This window comes from Actinokineospora inagensis DSM 44258 (assembly GCF_000482865.1).
Lineage (GTDB): Bacteria > Actinomycetota > Actinomycetes > Mycobacteriales > Pseudonocardiaceae > Actinokineospora > Actinokineospora inagensis.
The window spans coordinates 19,183-38,442 of sequence record NZ_AXWW01000038.1 but is presented as its reverse complement, the minus strand read 5'-3'; the positions used below and the strand labels follow the sequence as shown (position 1 = coordinate 38,442).

General features: G+C 71.7%; 16 protein-coding genes. 14 read left to right on the top strand and 2 right to left on the bottom strand.

Annotation, left to right across the window (positions count from 1 at the left end; all coding sequences use genetic code 11):
* Nucleotides 1-235 precede the first annotated feature (235 nt).
* On the top strand, nt 236-454 hold the full coding sequence (locus tag H504_RS35480; RefSeq protein ID WP_157440460.1) for a hypothetical protein: 219 nt from the start codon (nt 236-238) through the stop codon (nt 452-454).
* 11 nt (nt 455-465) lie between these two features.
* On the opposite strand, the gene H504_RS0116375 is transcribed toward H504_RS35480, so the two are convergent.
* Complete coding sequence (locus H504_RS0116375; protein ID WP_425394062.1) at nt 466-1,068, bottom strand: TetR/AcrR family transcriptional regulator; 603 nt, start codon at nt 1,066-1,068, stop codon at nt 466-468.
* Nucleotides 1,069-1,152: 84 nt separating this feature from the next.
* Between H504_RS0116375 and H504_RS0116370 the strand changes: the two genes are divergently transcribed.
* From H504_RS0116370 to tesB, 13 genes are all read left to right on the top strand, one after another.
* Complete coding sequence (locus H504_RS0116370; RefSeq protein ID WP_026423639.1) at nt 1,153-2,712, top strand: anthranilate synthase component I; 1,560 nt, start codon at nt 1,153-1,155, stop codon at nt 2,710-2,712.
* A 49-nt stretch (nt 2,713-2,761) separates the two neighbouring features.
* Nucleotides 2,762-3,241, top strand: coding sequence for a Trp biosynthesis-associated membrane protein (locus H504_RS0116365; RefSeq protein WP_051385946.1), 480 nt, complete (start codon nt 2,762-2,764; stop codon nt 3,239-3,241).
* A gap of 112 nt (nt 3,242-3,353) precedes the next feature.
* Nucleotides 3,354-4,163, top strand: coding sequence for an indole-3-glycerol phosphate synthase TrpC (gene trpC, locus H504_RS0116360; protein ID WP_026423637.1), 810 nt, complete (start codon nt 3,354-3,356; stop codon nt 4,161-4,163).
* Nucleotides 4,142-5,407 carry a tryptophan synthase subunit beta gene (trpB, locus tag H504_RS0116355; RefSeq protein WP_026423636.1) on the top strand — a complete coding sequence of 422 codons (1,266 nt, stop codon included), beginning with the start codon at nt 4,142-4,144 and terminating at the stop codon, nt 5,405-5,407. The genes trpC and trpB overlap by 22 nt, the downstream gene beginning before the upstream one ends.
* Nucleotides 5,408-6,205: a tryptophan synthase subunit alpha gene (gene trpA / locus H504_RS0116350; RefSeq protein ID WP_026423635.1), complete on the top strand. Its 798-nt coding sequence runs from the start codon at nt 5,408-5,410 to the stop codon at nt 6,203-6,205.
* 82 nt (nt 6,206-6,287) lie between these two features.
* A complete protein-coding gene (lgt, locus tag H504_RS0116345) occupies nt 6,288-7,370 on the top strand; it encodes a prolipoprotein diacylglyceryl transferase (RefSeq protein ID WP_026423634.1) in 1,083 nt (360 codons plus the stop codon).
* 192 nt (nt 7,371-7,562) lie between these two features.
* Complete coding sequence (gene gltB, locus H504_RS0116340) at nt 7,563-12,128, top strand: glutamate synthase large subunit (RefSeq protein ID WP_026423633.1); 4,566 nt, start codon at nt 7,563-7,565, stop codon at nt 12,126-12,128.
* On the top strand, nt 12,121-13,617 hold the full coding sequence (locus H504_RS0116335) for a glutamate synthase subunit beta (RefSeq protein WP_026423632.1): 1,497 nt from the start codon (nt 12,121-12,123) through the stop codon (nt 13,615-13,617). Before gltB ends, H504_RS0116335 begins: the two co-directional genes overlap by 8 nt.
* Entirely contained in the window at nt 13,614-14,378 is a 765-nt protein-coding gene (locus H504_RS0116330) for a methyltransferase domain-containing protein (protein ID WP_026423631.1), read from the top strand. The genes H504_RS0116335 and H504_RS0116330 overlap by 4 nt, the downstream gene beginning before the upstream one ends.
* Before the next feature lie 34 nt (nt 14,379-14,412).
* Nucleotides 14,413-15,186: an aminotransferase class IV gene (locus tag H504_RS0116325; RefSeq protein WP_026423630.1), complete on the top strand. Its 774-nt coding sequence runs from the start codon at nt 14,413-14,415 to the stop codon at nt 15,184-15,186.
* Entirely contained in the window at nt 15,183-15,845 is a 663-nt protein-coding gene (locus H504_RS0116320; protein WP_026423629.1) for a DUF2461 domain-containing protein, read from the top strand. Before H504_RS0116325 ends, H504_RS0116320 begins: the two co-directional genes overlap by 4 nt.
* A 97-nt stretch (nt 15,846-15,942) precedes the next feature.
* A complete protein-coding gene (gene pyk / locus H504_RS0116315) occupies nt 15,943-17,367 on the top strand; it encodes a pyruvate kinase (protein ID WP_026423628.1) in 1,425 nt (474 codons plus the stop codon).
* A gap of 168 nt (nt 17,368-17,535) precedes the next feature.
* Nucleotides 17,536-18,432 (top strand): acyl-CoA thioesterase II, encoded by an 897-nt coding sequence (tesB, locus tag H504_RS0116310; RefSeq protein WP_051385945.1) that lies wholly within the window; start codon nt 17,536-17,538, stop codon nt 18,430-18,432.
* Nucleotides 18,433-18,462: 30 nt separating this feature from the next.
* On the opposite strand, the gene H504_RS35475 is transcribed toward tesB, so the two are convergent.
* On the bottom strand, nt 18,463-18,786 hold the full coding sequence (locus H504_RS35475) for a hypothetical protein (protein ID WP_051385944.1): 324 nt from the start codon (nt 18,784-18,786) through the stop codon (nt 18,463-18,465).
* Between the last annotated feature and the right edge of the window lie 474 nt (nt 18,787-19,260).

The window sequence follows — 19,260 nt, the reverse complement described above, 5'->3', positions numbered from 1 at the left end:
CGCGGTCGGCAACCGTGTCCCGCTGGCTGACCGATCGCGCGGTGCGGATACTGCCCGCTGCCCACCGGGCGGACTACGACGAGTTGTTCCGTGGTGAGCTCTACGATTTGGCGGCCTCGGGCTGTTCACGGTGCGTGCAGTTCGCACATGCCCTGCGGGTTGTCCTGCACGCCCCCGGGCTTCGTCGGAATCTGCGGGCCCCTGGCCCCGGAACATCCGAACGGAGCAGGGCATGGTGACCCGACGCCCTCACGGCCTGCTCGGGCACATTGTTGACGACGACGATCGCACTCGGCGCGCGCTACGGCTGCTGCGTTGGTCTCTTCTTGCTCTTCTCCTACTCGTCGTCGGGATCGGCGGCTTGGCTGTGCTCGCCACCGTCTTCCCGGCCGCCAGTCTCGTCGGGGCGGGTGCGGTCGCCGCCGTGGCTGTGCGCCGCCGCCGACCCCGATAAGTCGATCGACGTCAGTCCAACGGTTCGGTGAGGTATCGCTGGATTGTCGGCCCGACGGCCTTGGCCAGGGTTTCCACCTCGACCGTGGCGGTGGGGTCGAAGCGGGTGACGTAGCGGACTATGCCGAGGCCGATGAGTTGGGTGGCGACGAGGTTGGCGCGGAGGGGGGCGTTGTCCTTGGCGACGGTGGCGAGTTCGGCGAAGACGTTGTGGTGGAAGAAGTCGCGGAGGGCGTGGGAGACCTGGTCGTGGGCGGCGACGCTTCTGATCAGGGCGGCGAAGATGCCGCCGCCGTGGGCGTCCCAGGTGGTGAGGAAGGTGCGGGTGACGCGTTCGCCCATCAGCGCCGGGTCGCCGTCGCGGAGGGCTTGGGCGAGGTGTTCGCGGGGGTTGAACGGCAGTTTCAGGACCGCCTCGGCGAAGAGGGACTCCTTGCCACCGAACCAGTGGTTGACCATGGCGGCGTCGACGCCCGCCCGCCGGGCGATGGCGCGGACGGTGGCGCCGTCGTAGCCCTGTTCGACGAAGACCTCGCGGGCGGCGGTGAGCAGGGCGGCTCTGGTGTCGGCGCCGCCGGGGCGGCGGCCGCGGGGGGCGCTGGTCACGATGGGCATCATGGACCACAGCCGACCGGTGTTCAACATGTGTTGAATTGGGTCACGGACAACCGGCCGACCCGCACCCGGCAGAATGGCGCCATGGTGAGCGCGATCGGTGTCCCGGCCCGTCCCCCGGTCGGGGCGACCGGCCTCGGCGAGGTCAGCCCGAGCCGGGAGCAGTTCCACGCCCTGGCGGCCGACCGGCGGGTGATCCCGGTGGTGCGCCGGGTGCTCGCGGACGCCGAGACCCCGGTGGGCGTGTACCGCAAGCTGGCGGGCGACCGGCCGGGGACGTTCCTGCTGGAGTCGGCGGAGAACGGCCGGTCCTGGTCGCGCTGGTCGTTCGTGGGGGTGTCCAGCCCGGCCGCGTTGACCGCGACCGGCGGCGAGGCGCACTGGACCGGCACGCCCCCCATCGGCCTCCCGCAGGGCGGCGACCCGCTGGAGGCGCTGCGCGAGACCGTCCGGCTGCTGCACACCGACCCGCTGCCGGGCCTGCCCCCGCTGACCGGCGGCATGGTCGGCTACATCGGCTACGACGCGGTGCGCCGCCTGGAGCGGCTGCCCGAGCTCGCCGAGGACGACCTGGAACTGCCGGAACTGGTCATGCTGCTGGCCACCGACCTGGCCGCCCTCGACCACCACGAGGGCACGATCACCCTGATCGCCAACGCGGTGAACTGGGACGACTCGCCGGAGCGGGTGGACGCGGCCTACGACGACGCGGTGGCCAGGCTGGACGCGATGGTGCACGGCCTGCAGACCACGGCCGCCCCCACCTCGGCGACCTTCGACCGGCCGACCCCGGAGTACACCCGGCGCCGCGAGCCCGACGAGTTCCAGCGGGCCGTGCTGACCGCCAAGGAGGCCATCCGGGCGGGTGAGGCGTTCCAGGTCGTGCTGTCCCAGCGGTTCGAGATGCGCACCGAGGCCGACCCGCTGGACATCTACCGGGTGCTGCGCACCACCAACCCGAGCCCGTACATGTACCTGCTCCGGCTCGACGGGTTCAGCATCGTCGGCTCCAGCCCCGAGGCTCTGGTCACGGTGCGCGACGGGCGGGCGACGACCCACCCGATCGCGGGCACCCGGTGGCGCGGGGTAGACCCGGAGGAGGACCAGATCCTGGAGAAGGACCTGCTGGCCGACGAGAAGGAGCGCGCCGAGCACGTCATGCTGGTCGACCTCGGCCGCAACGACCTGGGCCGCGTGTGCAAGCCGGGCACCGTGCAGGTGGTCGACTTCTTCCGGGTCGAGCGCTACAGCCACGTCATGCACATCGTCTCGACGGTCACCGGTGAGCTCGCCGAGGGCAAGACCGCGTTCGACGCCGTCGCCGCCTGCTTCCCGGCGGGCACCCTCTCCGGCGCCCCCAAGCCGCGCGCGATGGAGCTCATCGAGGAGTTGGAGCCGACCCGGCGCGGCCTCTACGGCGGCGTCGTCGGCTACCTGGACTTCGCGGGCGACGGCGACACCGCGATCGCCATCCGCACCGCCCTGGTCCGCGACGGGGTGGCGTACGTGCAGGCGGGGGCCGGGGTCGTCGCCGACTCCGTGCCCAGCTCCGAGGACACCGAGTGCGTCAACAAGGCGCGCGCCGTCCTCGCCGCCATCGCCACGGCGGAGACCATGCGACCGGCCGCGAGTGCCCGTGGCTGAACCGCCGAGCCCGGAGCGGGGGAACCGACCACGTAGTCCACTGTGGATCGTGATCGGCCTGTTGCTGCTCGCCGCGGCCGCCCTCTGGGGCTCGTCGCGGCTGGCCTGGGGCCAGTCGACGCACGTCCGGCCGGGCACCGACGTCACGGTCGCCGTTGCCGTCCCCGGTTCCACCGCCGCGCCCGCCCTGGTGCCGTTGGCCGTGCTCGCGTTGGCCGCCGTGGCCGGGGTGCTGGCGGTGGGCGGACAATGGCGGCGTTGGCTGGGCCTGGTGGTGGCCGCGGCGGGCGCGGTCCCGGTGTGGAACGCGCTGTTCCAGCACACGGACGGCACCGAGTTCGCAGGCCGGGCGGTGGCCGTGGTCGGCGGGTCGCTGACCATCGCCGCCGGGGTGCTGTTGCTGCTGCGCGGCCACCAAACCCCACGCCTGGGTGGTCGTTACCGCAGCCCGGGGGCAGCCCGGGAAACGGCTCGTGACGAACAAGACCTGTGGCAGGCGTTGTCGGAGGGGGAGGACCCCACGCGTTGAAGCGAGGACCCGGTTCCCAGGAGGGGGAAGGGCCGGAGTTAGCATCAATTCGGCGGGAAGGGGCAGTGGTTGTGAGGGACTACACCAGCCAGACTCGGGTTCGAGGTGCGCGGTGAGCATTCTGGACTCGATCATCGACGGTGTCCGGGAAGACCTCGCCGCGCGTGAGGCGGCCGTTCCCTTCGACACCATCAAGGAACTGGCCGCCAAGGCGGCGGCACCGCGGGACGCGCTCGGCGCGCTGCGCGGTTCGGACGTCGGCGTCATCGCCGAGGTCAAGCGGCGCAGCCCGTCCAAGGGCGACCTGGCGCCGATCGCCGACCCGGCCGCGTTGGCCAAGGACTACGAGGCGGCGGGCGCGCGGGTGATCAGCGTGCTCACCGAGCAGCGCCGGTTCGGCGGTTCGCTGGCCGACCTGGACGCGGTCCGCGCCCAGGTCGACATCCCGTTGCTGCGCAAGGACTTCGTCGTCAGCCCGTACCAGGTGCACGAGGCCCGCGCGCACGGCGCCGACCTGGTGCTGCTCATCGTGGCCGCGCTGGAGCAGAACGCCCTGGTGTCGCTGCTGGACCGGGTCGAGTCGCTGGGCATGACGGCGCTGGTCGAGGTGCACACGGCCGAGGAGGCCGACCGGGCGCTGGAGGCCGGGGCGCGGGTCATCGGGGTCAACGCCCGCAACCTGCACACCCTGGAGGTCGACCGGGACGTGTTCGGTCGGCTGGCCCCCGGGCTGCCGCTGGAGACGATCAAGATCGCCGAGTCCGGTGTGCGCGGCCCGAGCGATCTGATGACCTACGCGGGCGCGGGCGCGGACGCCGTGCTGGTCGGCGAGGGCCTGGTCGCCACGGACGACCCGAAGGCGGCGTTGGTGCAGTTGGTCACCGCGGGCTCGCACCCGGCCTGCCCGAGGCCGGGCCGGTGAGCGAGCAGCAGGCGGTCGACCCGCGGCAGGACCCGCACGCCCAGGGCAGGCACGACCCGGACACAAAGGGCCACTTCGGCCCCTACGGTGGCCGGTTCATGCCGGAGGCGCTGATCGGGGCGCTGGACGAGCTGTCCGCCGAGTACGACAAGGCCCGGTTGGACCCGGAGTTCACCGCCGAGTTCACCCGGCTGCTGCGCGACTACGCCGGTCGGCCGTCGCTGCTGACCGAGGCGCCCCGGTTCGCCGAGCACGCGGGCGGGGCGCGGGTGTTCCTCAAGCGCGAGGACCTCAACCACACCGGCTCTCACAAGATCAACAACGTGCTGGGCCAGGCGCTGCTCACCAAGCGGATGGGCAAGAAGCGGGTCATCGCGGAGACCGGCGCAGGCCAGCACGGCGTGGCGACGGCCACCGCGTGCGCGCTGATGGGCCTGGAGTGCGTCGTCTACATGGGCGAGGTCGACACCCAGCGGCAGGCGCTCAACGTGGCTCGGATGAAGCTGCTCGGCGCCGAGGTCATCCCGGTCAAGTCCGGCTCGCGCACCCTCAAGGACGCCATCAACGAGGCGCTGCGCGACTGGGTGACCAATGTGGACACCACGCACTACCTGCTCGGCACGGCCGCGGGCGGCCACCCGTTCCCGGTGATGGTGCGCAACTTCCACAAGGTCATCGGCTTCGAGGCGCGCGCCCAGTTCCTGGCGCAGACCGGCCGGTTGCCCGACGTCGTCACCGCGTGCGTCGGCGGCGGGTCGAACGCCATCGGCATCTTCCACGGCTTCATCGACGACGCCGACGTCCGGCTGGTCGGCATCGAGCCGGGCGGCAAGGGCATCGACACCGGTGAGCACGGCGCGACGCTGTCCGAGGGCACCCCCGGCATGCTGCACGGCGCCCGGTCGTACCTGCTGCAGGACGAGGACGGCCAGACCATCGAGGCGTACTCGATCTCCGCGGGCCTGGACTACCCGGGGGTCGGCCCTGAGCACGCCTGGCTCAAGGACACCGCCCGCGCCGAGTACCGGTCCGCGACCGACGACGAGGCGATGGCCGCCTTCCAGTTGCTCTCGCGCACCGAGGGCATCATCCCGGCCATCGAGTCGTCGCACGCCCTGGCCGGTGCCATCAAGCTCGGCAAGGAACTGGGGCCCGAAGGCCACATCCTGGTCAACCTGTCCGGGCGCGGTGACAAGGACATGGACACGGCGGCGAAGTACTTCGGTTTTTACGAGGAGAGCTAGATGGGCAGGTTGGACCCGCTGTTCGAGCGGACCCGCGGCGAGGGCCGGGGCGCGCTCATCGGCTACCTGCCCGCCGGGTTCCCCACCGTCGACGGCTCGGTCGACCTGCTCAAGGGCATGGTCGACGCGGGCTGCGACCTGGTCGAGGTCGGCGTACCGTACTCCGACCCGGTGATGGACGGCCCGGTCATCCAGGCCGCCGCCGAGACCGCGCTCAAGAACGGGTTCCGGCTGCGGGACCTGTTCACCGTGGTCGAGGCCGTGTCCGCCGCTGGTGGCCAGGCGGTCGTGATGACGTACTGGAACCCCGTGCACCGCTACGGCGTGGACGCGTTCTCCCGCGACCTGGCCGCCGCCGGTGGCCTGGGGCTCATCACCCCGGACCTGATCCCGGACGAGGGCGCCGACTGGATCGCCGCGTCGCGGGCGCACGACCTGGACCGGATCTTCCTGGTCGCCCCGTCGTCGTCCGAGGAGCGCATCGCGCTGACCACCGCCGCGTCCTCGGGCTTCGTGTACGCGACGGCCGTCATGGGCGTCACCGGCGCGCGTGACGCCGTCGGTGGGGCCGCCGCCGGGCTGGTGGAGCGGACCCGGGCGCACACGTCGCTGCCGATCGGCGTCGGCCTGGGCGTTCGCTCGGGCGCGCAGGCCGCCGAGGTCGCGTCGTTCGCCGACGCGGTGATCGTCGGGTCGGCGTTCGTCACCCGCGGCACCGACGCCGGTGTGGCAGGCGTGCGGGCGCTGGCGGGCGAGTTGGCCGAGGGCGTGCGGTCCACCCCGGCCCCGATCGGGTGAACTCGGTGACCGAAGTTTCCCAGTCGGGCTCCTGCCGGTACCACTTCACCGGCAGACCACCCCACCCCGTTACGGTAACCCCGTGACGAGCGCCTCGAACCTAGTCCTGGCGAGCATCCCCAGCCCCGACCGCGGCGTGTGGGAGCTGGACCTGGGGATCTTCACCCTCCCGCTGCGGGCCTACGCGCTGTGCATCATCGTCGGCATCATCGTGGCGATCTACTGGGGCGAGAAGCGGTTCGTCGCGCGCGGCGGCCTGCCCGGCACGGTCCTCGACGTCGCCGTGTACGCGGTGCCGTTCGGCCTCGTCGGCGGTCGCCTCTACCACGTCGCCACCGACTACTACCGGTACTTCGGCGCGGGCAAGAACCCGCTCAACGCGCTGAAGATCTGGGACGGCGGCCTGGGCATCTGGGGCGCCATCGCGCTCGGCGGGCTCGGCGCCTGGATCGGCTGCCGCCGCAAGGGCGTGCCGCTGCCCGTGTTCGCCGACGCCATCGCGCCCGGCATCGTCACCGCGCAGGCCATCGGCCGGATCGGCAACTACTTCAACCAGGAGCTCTACGGCGGGCCCACCAACCTGCCGTGGGGCCTGGAGATCTACCGCCGGATCAACCCGGCCACCGGCCTGGACGACCCGCTCAACGGGGTCGCCGCGGACCACATCCCGATCGACGGCAGCCCGGTCCACCCCACGTTCCTGTACGAGCTGATCTGGAACCTGGTCATCGCCGTGGTCGTGGTGCTGGTCGACCGCCGGTTCAAACTCGGTCACGGCCGCGCGTTCGCCGTGTACGTCGCCGGCTACACGATCGGTCGCGGCGCGATCGAACTCATGCGCACGGACCCGGCCACCATGGTGCTCGGTCTGCGGATCAACGTGTGGACCTCGATCCTGGTGTTCGCGGGCGCGGTGGTCTACTTCGTGCTCGCCGGTCGCCGCGGCCCGCGCGAGGACCTGGCCGCCATCGTCGCCGCGCAGCAACCCGACGAGCCCGACGAGTCCCGAGCGGACGACGAAGATCCCGACGGCGCAGGCGCTGATCACGACCGCGCCGACGATCTCGATGACGACGATCGTGATGAGACGGACGAGGCGGACACCGCCGCCGAACCGCGCGACTCCGCCGACGAGACCGACGTGGACGCGCGCAGCAAGTCCTGACCCGCACCACCGATTCCACCACCGACGAATTCCCCTACCGGACCGATATCTCGATGAGTGTCGGGCCGGTTAGCGGGCTGTTAAGCTCGAAAAAGCACACCTCGCGGGCCGCTGCCGTCCCGCGCCAGGATCCGGTTGTGCCCCCTCGGGCCCGCCGGGCTGAGCGCGCGATCGCAGACAGGAGGCCTCTCCATGTTGTTCTCGGCCTTTCCGCGCCCGGACGGCCTCTACGACCCGGCCGCCGAACGCGACTCCTGCGGGGTCGCGATGGTCGCCGACATCCAGGGTCGCCGTTCGAACGGCATCGTCCAGGACGCGTTGACCGCGCTGGCGAACCTGGAGCACCGCGGTGCCGCCGGGGCCGAGCCGACCAGCGGCGACGGCGCGGGCATCCTGCTGCAACTGCCCGACGACCTGCTGCGCGCCGAGGTCGGGTTCACCCTTCCCGAGCCCGATGAGCACGGCGCCCACGGGTACGCGACCGGACTGGCGTTCCTGCCCGCCGACCCGACCGAGCGCGCCGAGGCGGTCGCCCTGGTCGAGCGGGTCGCCGAGCAGGAGGGTTTGCGGCTGCTGGGCTGGCGGCCGGTCCCGGTCGCGGTGGACGCCGTGGGCATCGGACCGACCGCGCGCTCGGTGATGCCGTACTTCGCCATGCCGTTCCTGGTCGGACACCCCGACTCGGACGGTCACTGTCCGACCGGGATCGAGCTGGACCGGCTGGTGTACTGCGTGCGCAAGCGGGTCGAGCACGAGAGCGTGGCGCACGGTTGCGGCACGTACTTCCCGTCGCTGTCGTCGCGCACGCTTGTCTACAAAGGAATGCTGACCACCGCGCAGCTCCCGGCGTTCTTCCCGGACCTGCGCGACCCGCGGCTGCGCAGCGCGATCGCCCTGGTGCACTCCCGGTTCTCCACCAACACGTTCCCGTCGTGGCCGCTGGCGCACCCGTTCCGGTTCGTCGCGCACAACGGCGAGATCAACACGGTGCGCGGCAACCGGAACCGGATGCGCGCCAGGGAGGCCCTGCTCTCGTCCGGCCTGCTGCCCGGCGACCTGAGCCGGTTGTACCCGGTGGTCGACCCGGACGGCTCCGACTCGGCGAGCTTCGACGAGGTGCTCGAACTGCTGCACCTCGGCGGCCGGAGCCTGCCGCACGCGGTGCTGATGATGATCCCGGAGGCGTGGGAGAACCACACCGGGATGGACGCCCAGCGGCGCGCTTTCTACCAGTTCCACGCGAGTCTGATGGAGCCGTGGGACGGTCCGGCGTGCGTCACCTTCACCGACGGGTCGCTGGTCGGCGCCGTCCTCGACCGCAACGGCCTGCGGCCCGCGCGCTGGTGGCGGCTGGCCGACGACCGGGTCGTGCTGGCCAGCGAGACCGGGGTGCTCGACGTCCCGGCGGACCAGGTCGTCGCCAAGGGTCGGCTGCGGCCGGGCCGGATGTTCCTGGTCGACACGGCCGCCGGTCGGGTGGTCGACGACCGGGAGGTCAAGGACGCGCTGGCCGCCCGCGAGCCGTACGACGAGTGGCTGCACGCCGGGCTGCTCACCCTCGCCGACCTGCCCGACCGGGAACACGTGGTGCAGCCGCACGAGTCGGTGCGCCGCCGCCAGCTCACCTTCGGCTACACCGAGGAGGAGCTCAAGATCCTGCTCACCCCGATGGCGGTCACCGGCGCCGAGCCGATCGGGTCGATGGGCACCGACACCCCGCCCGCCGCGCTGTCCCAGCGGGCCCGGCTGCTCTACGACTACTTCAAGCAGATCTTCGCGCAGGTCACCAACCCACCGCTGGACGCGATCCGGGAGGAGATCGTCACCTCGGTGCAGCGGATCATGGGGCCGGAGCAGAACCTGTTGGAGCCGGGACCGGCGTCCTGCAGGCACATCCAGCTCCCGTACCCGGTGATCGACAACGACGAGCTGGCCAAGCTGATCCACGTCAACGACGACGGCGACCTGCCCGGCTACGCCTGTACCGTCCTCTCCGGACTGTATGAAGTGGACGGTGGCGGGGCCGCGCTGGCGACCGCCGTGGAGCGGGTCCGCCGGGAGGCGTCGGTCGCGATCGCCGCCGGGGCGCGCACGTTGGTGCTCTCCGACCGCGACTCCGACCACCGGATGGCGCCGATCCCGTCGCTGCTGCTCGTGTCGGCCGTGCACCACCACCTGGTGCGCACCAAGGAGCGGCTGCGGGTCGCCCTGGTGGTGGAGAGCGGCGACGCCCGCGAGGTGCACCACATCGCGCTGCTGCTCGGCTACGGCGCGGCCGCGGTCAACCCGTACCTGGCGTTCGAGACCATCGAGGACCTGATCTCGCACGGCGCGATCACCGGCGTCGAACCGGCCACCGCGGTGCGCAACTACGTCAAGGCGCTGGTCAAGGGCGTCCTGAAGATCATGTCGAAGATGGGCATCTCCACCGTCGGCGCCTACACCGCCGCCCAGGTCTTCGAGTCGTTCGGCCTGGCGCACACCGTGCTCGACGAGTACTTCACCGGCACCACCTCGAAACTCGGCGGCGTCGGCTTGGACGTCATCGCCGAGGAGGCCCGCATCCGACACCGCCGCGCGTACCCGGACAACCCGGCCGACCGGGTCCACCGCCGCCTCGACGTGGGCGGCGAGTACGCCTACCGGCGCGAGGGCGAACTGCACCTGTTCACCCCGGAAACCGTTTTCCTGCTGCAGCACGCCACCCGCACCGGCCGCGACGAGGTCTACCGCGAGTACAGCGCCGAGGTCGACCGGCTCAACCGCGAGGGCGGCGCGCTGCGCGGCATGTTCCGGCTGCGGACCGCGGCGACCCCGGTCCCGATCGACGAGGTCGAGCCGGTCGAGTCGATCCTGGCCCGGTTCAACACCGGCGCCATGTCCTACGGCTCCATCTCGGCCGAGGCGCACGAGACGCTGGCGATCGCGATGAACCAGATCGGCGGCCGGTCGAACACCGGTGAGGGCGGCGAGGACCCGGAGCGGCTCTACGACCCGGCCCGCCGCTCGGCGATCAAGCAGGTGGCCTCCGGCCGGTTCGGCGTGACCAGCGAGTACCTGGTCAACGCGGACGACATCCAGATCAAGATGGCGCAGGGCGCGAAGCCGGGCGAGGGCGGCCAGTTGCCGCCGAACAAGGTGTACCCGTGGATCGCGCGCACCCGGCACTCCACGGCCGGGGTCGGCCTGATCTCGCCGCCGCCGCACCACGACATCTACTCGATCGAAGACCTGGCGCAGTTGATCCACGACCTGAAGAACGCCAACGAGCAGGCCAGGATCCACGTCAAGCTCGTGTCGGAGATCGGGGTCGGCACGGTCGCGGCGGGGGTGTCCAAGGCGCACGCGGACGTCGTGCTGATCTCCGGGCACGACGGCGGCACCGGCGCCTCACCGCTGAACTCGCTCAAGCACGCCGGCACCCCGTGGGAGGTCGGGCTCGCCGAGACCCAGCAAACCCTGGTGCTCAACGGGTTGCGCGACCGGATCACCGTCCAGGTCGACGGCGCGCTGAAGAACGGCCGGGATGTGGTCATCGCCGCGCTGCTGGGCGCCGAGGAGTACGGGTTCGCGACCGCGCCGCTGGTGGTGGCCGGGTGCGTGATGATGCGGGTCTGCCACCTCGACACGTGCCCGGTCGGTGTGGCGACGCAGAACCCGGTGCTGCGCGAGCGGTACACCGGCCAGGCCGAACACGTGGTCAACTTCTTCCGGTTCGTCGCCCAGGAGGTCCGGGAACACCTGGCGGCCTTGGGTTTCCGCACGCTGGACGACGCCATCGGGCACGCGGAGCTGCTGGCGGTCGACGACACCGTCGAGCACTGGAAGGCGCGCGGCCTGGACCTGTCGCCGGTGTTCGCCGTGCCGGACACCCCGTACGGGACGGCGCGCAGGCGGGTCCGCGCGCAGGACCACGGTCTCGCGCACGCGCTGGACCGGACGCTGGTCCAGCTCGCCGAGGCGGCGTTGGAGGACGCCCACCCGGTTCGGTTGGAACTGCCGGTGCGCAACGTGAACCGCACGGTCGGCACGCTGCTCGGCTCCGAGGTGACCCGCCGCTACGGCGGCGACGGCCTGCCCGACGACACGATCCGGATCCGGCTCACCGGGTCCGCGGGCCAGTCGCTCGGCGCGTTCCTGCCGCCCGGGATCACCCTGGAACTGTTCGGCGACGCCAACGACTACGTCGGCAAGGGCCTGTCCGGCGGCCGGATCGTGGTGCGGCCGGACCCGTCGGCCGGGTTCGCCGCGGAACGGCAGGTCATCGCGGGCAACGTGATCGCCTACGGCGCGACCGCAGGCGAGGTGTTCCTGCGTGGACGGGTGGGGGAGCGGTTCGGGGTGCGCAACTCCGGCGCCGTGATCGTCGCCGAAGGGGTCGGCGACCACGCCTTCGAGTACATGACCGGCGGTCGGGCGGTCGTGCTCGGGTCGACCGGGCGCAACCTCGCGGCGGGCATGTCCGGCGGCATCGGCTACGTCCTCGACCTGGACCCGGCCCTGGTCAACACCGACATGGTCGAGCTGCAGCGGCCCGCGTCCGACGACCTGCGGTGGCTGCGCGAGATCGTCACCCGGCACCGGGCGCACACCGGTTCCGCCGTCGCCGCGTCCCTGCTCGGCGACTGGACCCGCCGCGCGGCGGGCTTCACCAAGGTCATGCCGCGCGACTACCAACGCGTCCTCGCCGCAGTCCGGCTGGCCCGCGCCGAGGGCCGCGACGTCGACACCGCCGTCATGGAGGCGTCCCGTGGCTGACCCGTCCGGTTTCCTCGAGCACGCCCGCGAAGACGCCGCCAAGCGCCCGGTCGACGAGCGCGTCGCCGACTGGCGCGAGGTCTACCGCGACCTGCCCGCCGACGACCGCGACCGGCAGGTCCGCGGGCAGGCCACCCGCTGCATGGACTGCGGCATCCCGTTCTGCCACTCGGGTTCCGCCGGGTGTCCACTCGGGAACCTCATCCCGGAGTGGAACGACCTGGTCCGCCGCGGCGACTGGGCGATGGCGGGCGAGCGGCTGCACGCCACCAACAACTTCCCCGAGTTCACCGGCAGGCTCTGCCCCGCGCCCTGCGAGTCCGCCTGCGTGCTGGCGATCTCCCCCGCGGCGGGTGGCGCGGTCGCGATCAAGCGGGTCGAGAGCACGATCGCCGACGTCTCCTGGGAACGCGGGTACGTGGAGCCGGTGCGGCCCTCGGTGTCGTCCGGCCGCCGGGTCGCGGTCGTCGGGTCCGGCCCCGCCGGGTTGGCCGCCGCGCAGCAGTTGACCCGGGCCGGCCACGAGGTCACCGTGTTCGAGCGCGACGACCGGCTCGGCGGCCTGCTGCGGTACGGCATCCCCGAGTTCAAGATGGAGAAGAAGGTCCTCGACCGCAGGCTGGCGCAACTGCGGGCCGAGGGGACGCGGTTCGTCACCGGCTGCGACGTCGGCAGCCCGGCGTTCCCGGTCGCCCGCCTCCAGGCCGAGTACGACGCGGTCGTGTTGGCCGTGGGCGCGTTGCGCGGTCGCGACACCGACACCCCCGGCCGGTCGCTGAGCGGCGTGCACCTCGCGATGGACCACCTGGTCCCGGCCAACCGCGCCTGCGCGGGCGACGGGCCCGCCCCGGTCGACGCCGCGGGCAAGCACGTGGTGATCATCGGCGGCGGCGACACCGGGGCGGACTGCTACGGCACCGCCGCCCGGCAGGGGGCGCTGAGCATCACCCAGCTCGACCAGTACCCGATGCCACCGTCCCTTCGGGACGATTCCCGCTCGCCGTGGCCGGTGTGGCCGTGGATCCTGCGCAGCTACCCGGCGCACGAGGAAGCGGGCTCGCGCCGGTTCGCCGTGGCCGTCGAGGCGTTCGTCGGCACCGATGTCGTGACCGGTGTGCGGCTGCGTGAGGTCAAGGTGTCCCGCGACGCTTCCGGTGCGCGCCAAGTGGTCCCGGTCGGCGACCACGTCGAGGAGATCCCCGCGGACCTGGTCCTGCTGGCGATCGGGTTCGAAGGCGTCGAGCACATGCCGCTGCTGGACGGGCTCGGGCTGTCGCTGACCGCGCGGGGAACGCTGTCGTGCGGCCACGACTGGCAGGCGTCCCCCGGTGTGTTCGTGTGCGGCGACGCTCATCGAGGCGCTTCGCTTGTGGTGTGGGCGATCGCGGAAGGCCGGTCGGTCGCGCACGCCGTCGACACCTACCTGACCGGCGCGTCCGATCTGCCCGCCCCGGTCCGACCCAACGCGCTGCCGCTCTCGGTTCGATGAGCGATCCCTGGGCGGCCCTCGCGGACGCCTTCGTGGATGGCGCCTACGCGACGGTGAAAGGGCGGGTGCGCACGTATGTCCTGCACCGGCAGTTGCTGCGGCACCTCCCCGAACCACCCGCCACGGTCCTCGACGTCGGCGGGGGAGCGGCGCACCAGTCCCTCCCGCTCGCGCGCCTCGGTTACCGGGTCACGGTGCTCGACTCGTCCGAGGCCATGCTCGCCAAGGCCCGACAACGGGTCGCCGCCGAACCGGCGGATGTCCAACACCGCGTGCGATTCGTCTTGGCCGAGGGCGAGAACGCCGCCGAGGCCACCGGCGCCACCTTCGACGTCGTGCTCTGCCACGGCGTCCTGATGTACCTGGACCGCCCCGAACCCATGATCGCCGCGCTGGCCCGCTGCGTCGCCCCCGGCGGCCTGCTCTCGATCATGGCGCTCAACGCGCACACCCTCGCCGTCCGCCCCGCTCTCGAACGGCGCTGGACCGACGCCCTCGCCGCGTTCACCGCCACCACCGAGATCGGGGTCCTCGGCGCCCCCACCCGCGCTGACACCGTCGACCACCTGTCGACCCTGCTGACCTCCCACGCCATCACCCCCGCGGCCTGGTACGGGGTCTGGCTGTTCAGCGACTGGCAGGACCTCCCGGTGCAGGACACCGACGTCGAGGCGGTCGCCGCCGTCGAACTCGAGGCGAGCCTGCGGGACCCGTACCGGGCGATGAGCCGGGTGTTCCACCTCGTCGGCCACCACGCCTAGGGCCGCTCGAACCGGCGTGCGAGACTGCGGGGCGATGAGTGCGCAGACCGACATCCCCGCGTCCCTGGCCCTGGTCAACTACGGCCACTTCACCACCATGCACGTCGCCGCCGGTCGGGTCAGAGGATTGGCCCGGCACCTGGAGCGGTTGAACCGGGACGCCTGGGTGGTGTTCGGGCAGGGGCTGGACGAAGGTGTTGTGCGCGCGGCGATCCGGGCGGCCATCAGCGGCGCGGAAGGGCCGCTGGCGGTGCGGGTGACCGTGCACGCGCCCGGGTTCGACCCGCGCCGGCCGGAGGCCGATGTCGAGCCCGAGGTGGTCGTCACCACGAGCGCGCCGCCGACCCAGGCGTCCGCGCTGAAGGTCCGGACCGCCGGGTACCAGCGGGATCTGCCGCAGGTCAAGCACGTTGGCACGTTCGGGTTGTTCTACCAGCGCAGGCTCGCCCGCCGCGCCGGGTTCGACGACGTGCTGTTCGTGGCGCCCGACGGCCAGGTCAGCGAGGGCTCCACCTGGAACGTGTGCTTCCTCGACCGGGACGGCGCCCTCGTCATCCCGAGCGCCCCCGTGCTGCCCGGCATCGCGCTGGGGCTCATCCAGAGCGGGCTCGCGCGCACCGGCGCCAAGGTGGTCACCCGGCCGGTGCCGACCGCTGAGCTGCCCGAGTTCGCCGCCGCCTTCGCCACCAACGCGCTGGTCCCGGTGCGGGTCATCAGCCACATCGACGACGTCGAGTACAAGGTGGACGACCCGGCCGTCGAGCGGCTGGTCCGCGCGCACGACCTGACCTCGGCGGAGCGGGTGTGAGCTTCACCGGCTTCGGCGAGTACGCCATCGACTTCTACGACGGCCTGGTCGTCGACAACTCCAAGACCTACTGGGACGCCAACAAGGCCACCTACGACAACGACGTCCGCGCCCCGATGACCGCGCTGCTCGGCGAGCTCGAGAAGGAGTTCGGCGGCGACTTCGGCAGCCCCAAGGTCTTCCGGCCGCACCGCGACGTCCGGTTCGCCAAGGACAAGCGGCCCTACAAGGACCACTGCGGCGGCGTCATCGAGTCCGGGCGCGGCGCGGGCGCGTACTACGTCGAGGTCGGCCCGGACGGCCTGCGCGTCGGCGGCGGTTGCTTCCACCTGGAGTCCGACCAGCTCGCCCGGTTCCGCGCCGCGGTCGCCGAGGAGATCCACGGGGAGCCGCTGCGCGACATCCTCACCAAGCTGGAGCGCGCGGGCTGGGACATCCGCGGTGACCGGCTGCGCACGGTGCCGCGCGGGTTCGACAAGGAGCACCCTCGGCTTGACCTGCTCAAGTACCGGTCGGTGTTCGCGGTCCGGGTCTGGGAGCCCGACGACGCGCTGCACGAACGGGCGTGCCTCGACCGGGTGCGCAAGGCGTGGCGGCAGCTCCGGGCGTTCAACGAGTGGGCCCGTGACCACGTGGGATTGACCGATCGCACACGGTAGCGAACATGTTGCCACTGGTAGAACACTCTGAATCGAGTCGGCCCGATCGGTGAGTTCATCGGGATCGTTACAGCCCCCGGGGCTAAGCTGCGCAGGTGTGAACCGACGAGCAAAAATCGTGTGCACCATGGGCCCGGCCGCCGCGACGCCGGAGCGGGTGCGCGAGCTGGTCGCGGCGGGCATGGACGTGGCGCGGATGAATTTCAGCCACGGCAGCCACAGCGACCACAAGCAGGTCTACGACCTGATCCGCACCGCTGGCGACGAGTCGGGCCGCGCCGTCGGCATCCTCGCCGACCTGCAGGGCCCCAAGATCCGGCTGGGCACCTTCGCCAACGGCCCGGTGGAGTGGCGCACCGGTGACACCGTGCGCATCACCGTCGAGGACGTCGCGGGCACCCACGACCGGGTCTCCACCACCTACAAGGGCCTGGCCAACGACGCCAGGCCAGGCGACCGGCTGCTGGTCGACGACGGCAAGGTCGGCCTGGTCGTCACCGGTGTCGACGGCCCCGACGTGGTCTGCGAGGTCACCGAGGGCGGCCCGGTCAGCAACAACAAGGGCCTGTCGCTGCCCGGCATGGACGTCTCGGTGCCCGCCCTGTCCGACAAGGACATCGAGGACCTCGAGTTCGCCCTGTTCCTCGGCGTCGACTTCATCGCGCTGAGCTTCGTCCGCTCGCCCGCCGACATCGACCTGGTGCACCAGGTGATGGACCGGGTGGGCCGGGGCAGGCTGCCGGTCATCGCCAAGCTGGAGAAGCCGGAGGCGGTGGACAACCTGGAGGCCATCGTGCTGGCCTTCGACGGCGTCATGGTCGCCCGCGGCGATCTGGGGGTCGAACTGCCGCTGGAGCAGGTGCCGCTGGTGCAGAAGCGGGCCATCCAGATCGCCAGGGAGAACGCCAAGCCGGTCATCGTGGCCACCCAGATGCTCGACTCGATGATCACCAACTCCCGGCCGACCCGGGCCGAGGCCTCCGACGTGGCCAACGCCGTGCTGGACGGCGCCGACGCCCTCATGCTCTCCGGCGAGACCTCCGTCGGCCGCTACCCGGTCGAGTCGGTCCGGACGATGAGCCGCATCATCGAGGCCGTGGAGAACGAGATCCCCACGGTCCCGCCGCTCACCCACGTCCCCCGCACCAAGCGCGGCGTGATCTCCTACGCCGCCCGCGACATCGGCGAGCGGCTCAACGCCAAGGCCCTGGTCGCCTTCACCCAGTCCGGCGACACGGTCAAGCGGCTCGCCCGCCTGCACACGAGCCTGCCCCTGCTGGCCTTCACCCCGGAGCCCGGCGTCCGCAGCCAGTTGGCGCTGACCTGGGGCACCGAGACGTTCCTCGTCCCGGAGGTCGACTCCACCGACCGGATGGTCCGCCAGGTCGACCAGTCGATGCTCTCGATCGGCCGCTACCAGCCCGGCGACCTCGTCGTCATCGTCGCGGGCTCCCCGCCCGGCACCATCGGCTCCACCAACCTCATCCGCGTCCACCGGTTGGGCGAGGAAGACCACGCCTGACCCTTTCGCGGCGCCCGTTCCCGTCCCTGCGGACCGAGCGCCCACTTGGTGCCGGAACGTCCCTTCCGGCACCAAGTCCCGTGTCCCCGCAGGTCTACTGTGGACTGATCGACGGGCGTGGGCACCACGCGCGGGCGTCGGGTGGGTGCGCCCACTAGCCTTCACGGCATGACCGACCACGAGTTGGCTGAAGATGGTGTCCCGCGTGGCCAGGGTGTGCTCGACCTGCTGGTCGACCTGTTGGACCTGGAGCGGATCGAGGACGACATCTACCGGGGTGTGAGCCCGGAGCACTCCTCGGTGCGGGTGTTCGGCGGCCAGGTGGCCGGGCAGGCCCTCGTCGCCGCGGGGCGGACGGTTCCGCCGGAGCGCGGGGTGCACTCGCTGCACGCGTACTTCATCCGTGGTGGCGATCCGAGCGTGCCGATCGTGTACGAGGTGGACCGGATCCGCGACGGGCGGTCGTTCACGACCAGGCGGGTGGTGGCGGTTCAGCGCGGTAAGGCGATTTTCGCGTTGTCCGCGTCGTTCCAGACCACGGAGCCGGGGATCGAGCACGCCGAGGAGATGCCGGACGTGCCGGACCCGGAGTCGTTGCCCACGCACGGGGAGCGGATGACGCCGGATCTCCGGGCGAAGTTCGGGGCTTGGGCGGACCGGCCGCGGCCCATCGATGTGCGTTACGTCAGTGAGCCGCCGTGGCTTTCCCGGGAGACGGGGCCGAGGGACGCGCGCAACCAGGTGTGGATGCGGGCCGACGGCAAGCTCGCGGATGACCCGCTGCTGCACGTGTGCGTGCTCGCGTACGCCTCCGACATGACCCTCTTGGACGCAGTTCTGGCCAAGCACGGCGTGTACTGGGGTACCGACAAGGTGATGGGCGCGAGCCTGGACCACGCGATGTGGTTCCACCGGCCGTTCCGCGCCGACGAGTGGATCCTCTACGACTGCGCCTCCCCCAGCGCTTCCGGCGGGCGCGGCTTGGCCACCGGGCGGTTCTTCACCCGGGACGGCAGGCTCGTGGCGACCGTCGTTCAGGAAGGACTGCTGCGGCTGGTGCGTTGACCGGACGGACGCGGGTCCGGTGTGGAATTGTCAGCCTGCCAGGTGTTCGCGGTAATCCGTGTCCTCGGTCTCGTCGGTCTCCTCGGTGACCAGCAGGCACAGGTGCGCGGTCAGGTAGGCCCGGCACGGCGACGGGGCGCGGGTCAGCAGCCGGGTGCGGCAGGTGCGGCAGCGACCGTCCCGGTCGGGACGGTGCTCGTCGAGCAGGGCGCGCAGCGCGGCGACGACCCTGGGCAGTTCGGTTCGGGCCAGCCGGGCGGCCTCGGCGTCGCCGTCCACTCGGGCGCGGTCGCCGAGGTCGGCGAGGTGACCGCGCAGCGCTGCTTCCATGTGCCCGAAGATCGACCCGCTCACCCGTGGCCTCCAGCCCTCGTCGTGTCCCGCGAACCTCACCGCCACCAACCGGCTACTAGGTCACTGTGCAATCGCATGGTGGCAACCGGATCGCTCGGTGCTCGCCCCGTTCGGCCGCCGGGTAGTCCGATCAACGGAAAAACCCGACCGTCGAACCGGGACGCTCTCAAGCGGACGGCCGAATCGGCCGATGACCGTCTGGTGCGGTCCCACGCCCCCCGACGCGTTTCGCGTGTCCCTTGCGTCCGATTCGCAGACATCCGCGCTTACCCGTGCAGCCTGCTTTATGGGAATGTCATTTTGCAAGTTGCACTACACGATCGGGTGACATCGGCGGGCCGATCCGGTTAACCGCACCGGGCCTCCGGCGCACCGGCTCCTTGTGCTCGACAAGATCAGCATCGACACTTGCCCACGGCGCGCTCCCAGGTCGCGCCGCGGCCGCGGGAAACGCGACGCCGCCCCCCAGCACCC

What these genes read in the sequence shown, in the direction of transcription:
- trpA (WP_026423635.1), top strand. Translation starts at nt 5,408, where the DNA reads ATGGGCAGGTTGGACCCGCTGTTCGAGCGGACCCGCGGCGAGGGCCGG.
- H504_RS0116330 (WP_026423631.1), top strand. Translation starts at nt 13,614, where the DNA reads ATGAGCGATCCCTGGGCGGCCCTCGCGGACGCCTTCGTGGATGGCGCC.
- H504_RS0116370 (WP_026423639.1), top strand. Translation starts at nt 1,153, where the DNA reads ATGGTGAGCGCGATCGGTGTCCCGGCCCGTCCCCCGGTCGGGGCGACC.
- H504_RS0116375 (WP_425394062.1), bottom strand. Translation starts at nt 1,068, where the DNA reads ATGCCCATCGTGACCAGCGCCCCCCGCGGCCGCCGCCCCGGCGGCGCC.
- H504_RS0116325 (WP_026423630.1), top strand. Translation starts at nt 14,413, where the DNA reads ATGAGTGCGCAGACCGACATCCCCGCGTCCCTGGCCCTGGTCAACTAC.
- tesB (WP_051385945.1), top strand. Translation starts at nt 17,536, where the DNA reads ATGACCGACCACGAGTTGGCTGAAGATGGTGTCCCGCGTGGCCAGGGT.
- gltB (WP_026423633.1), top strand. Translation starts at nt 7,563, where the DNA reads ATGTTGTTCTCGGCCTTTCCGCGCCCGGACGGCCTCTACGACCCGGCC.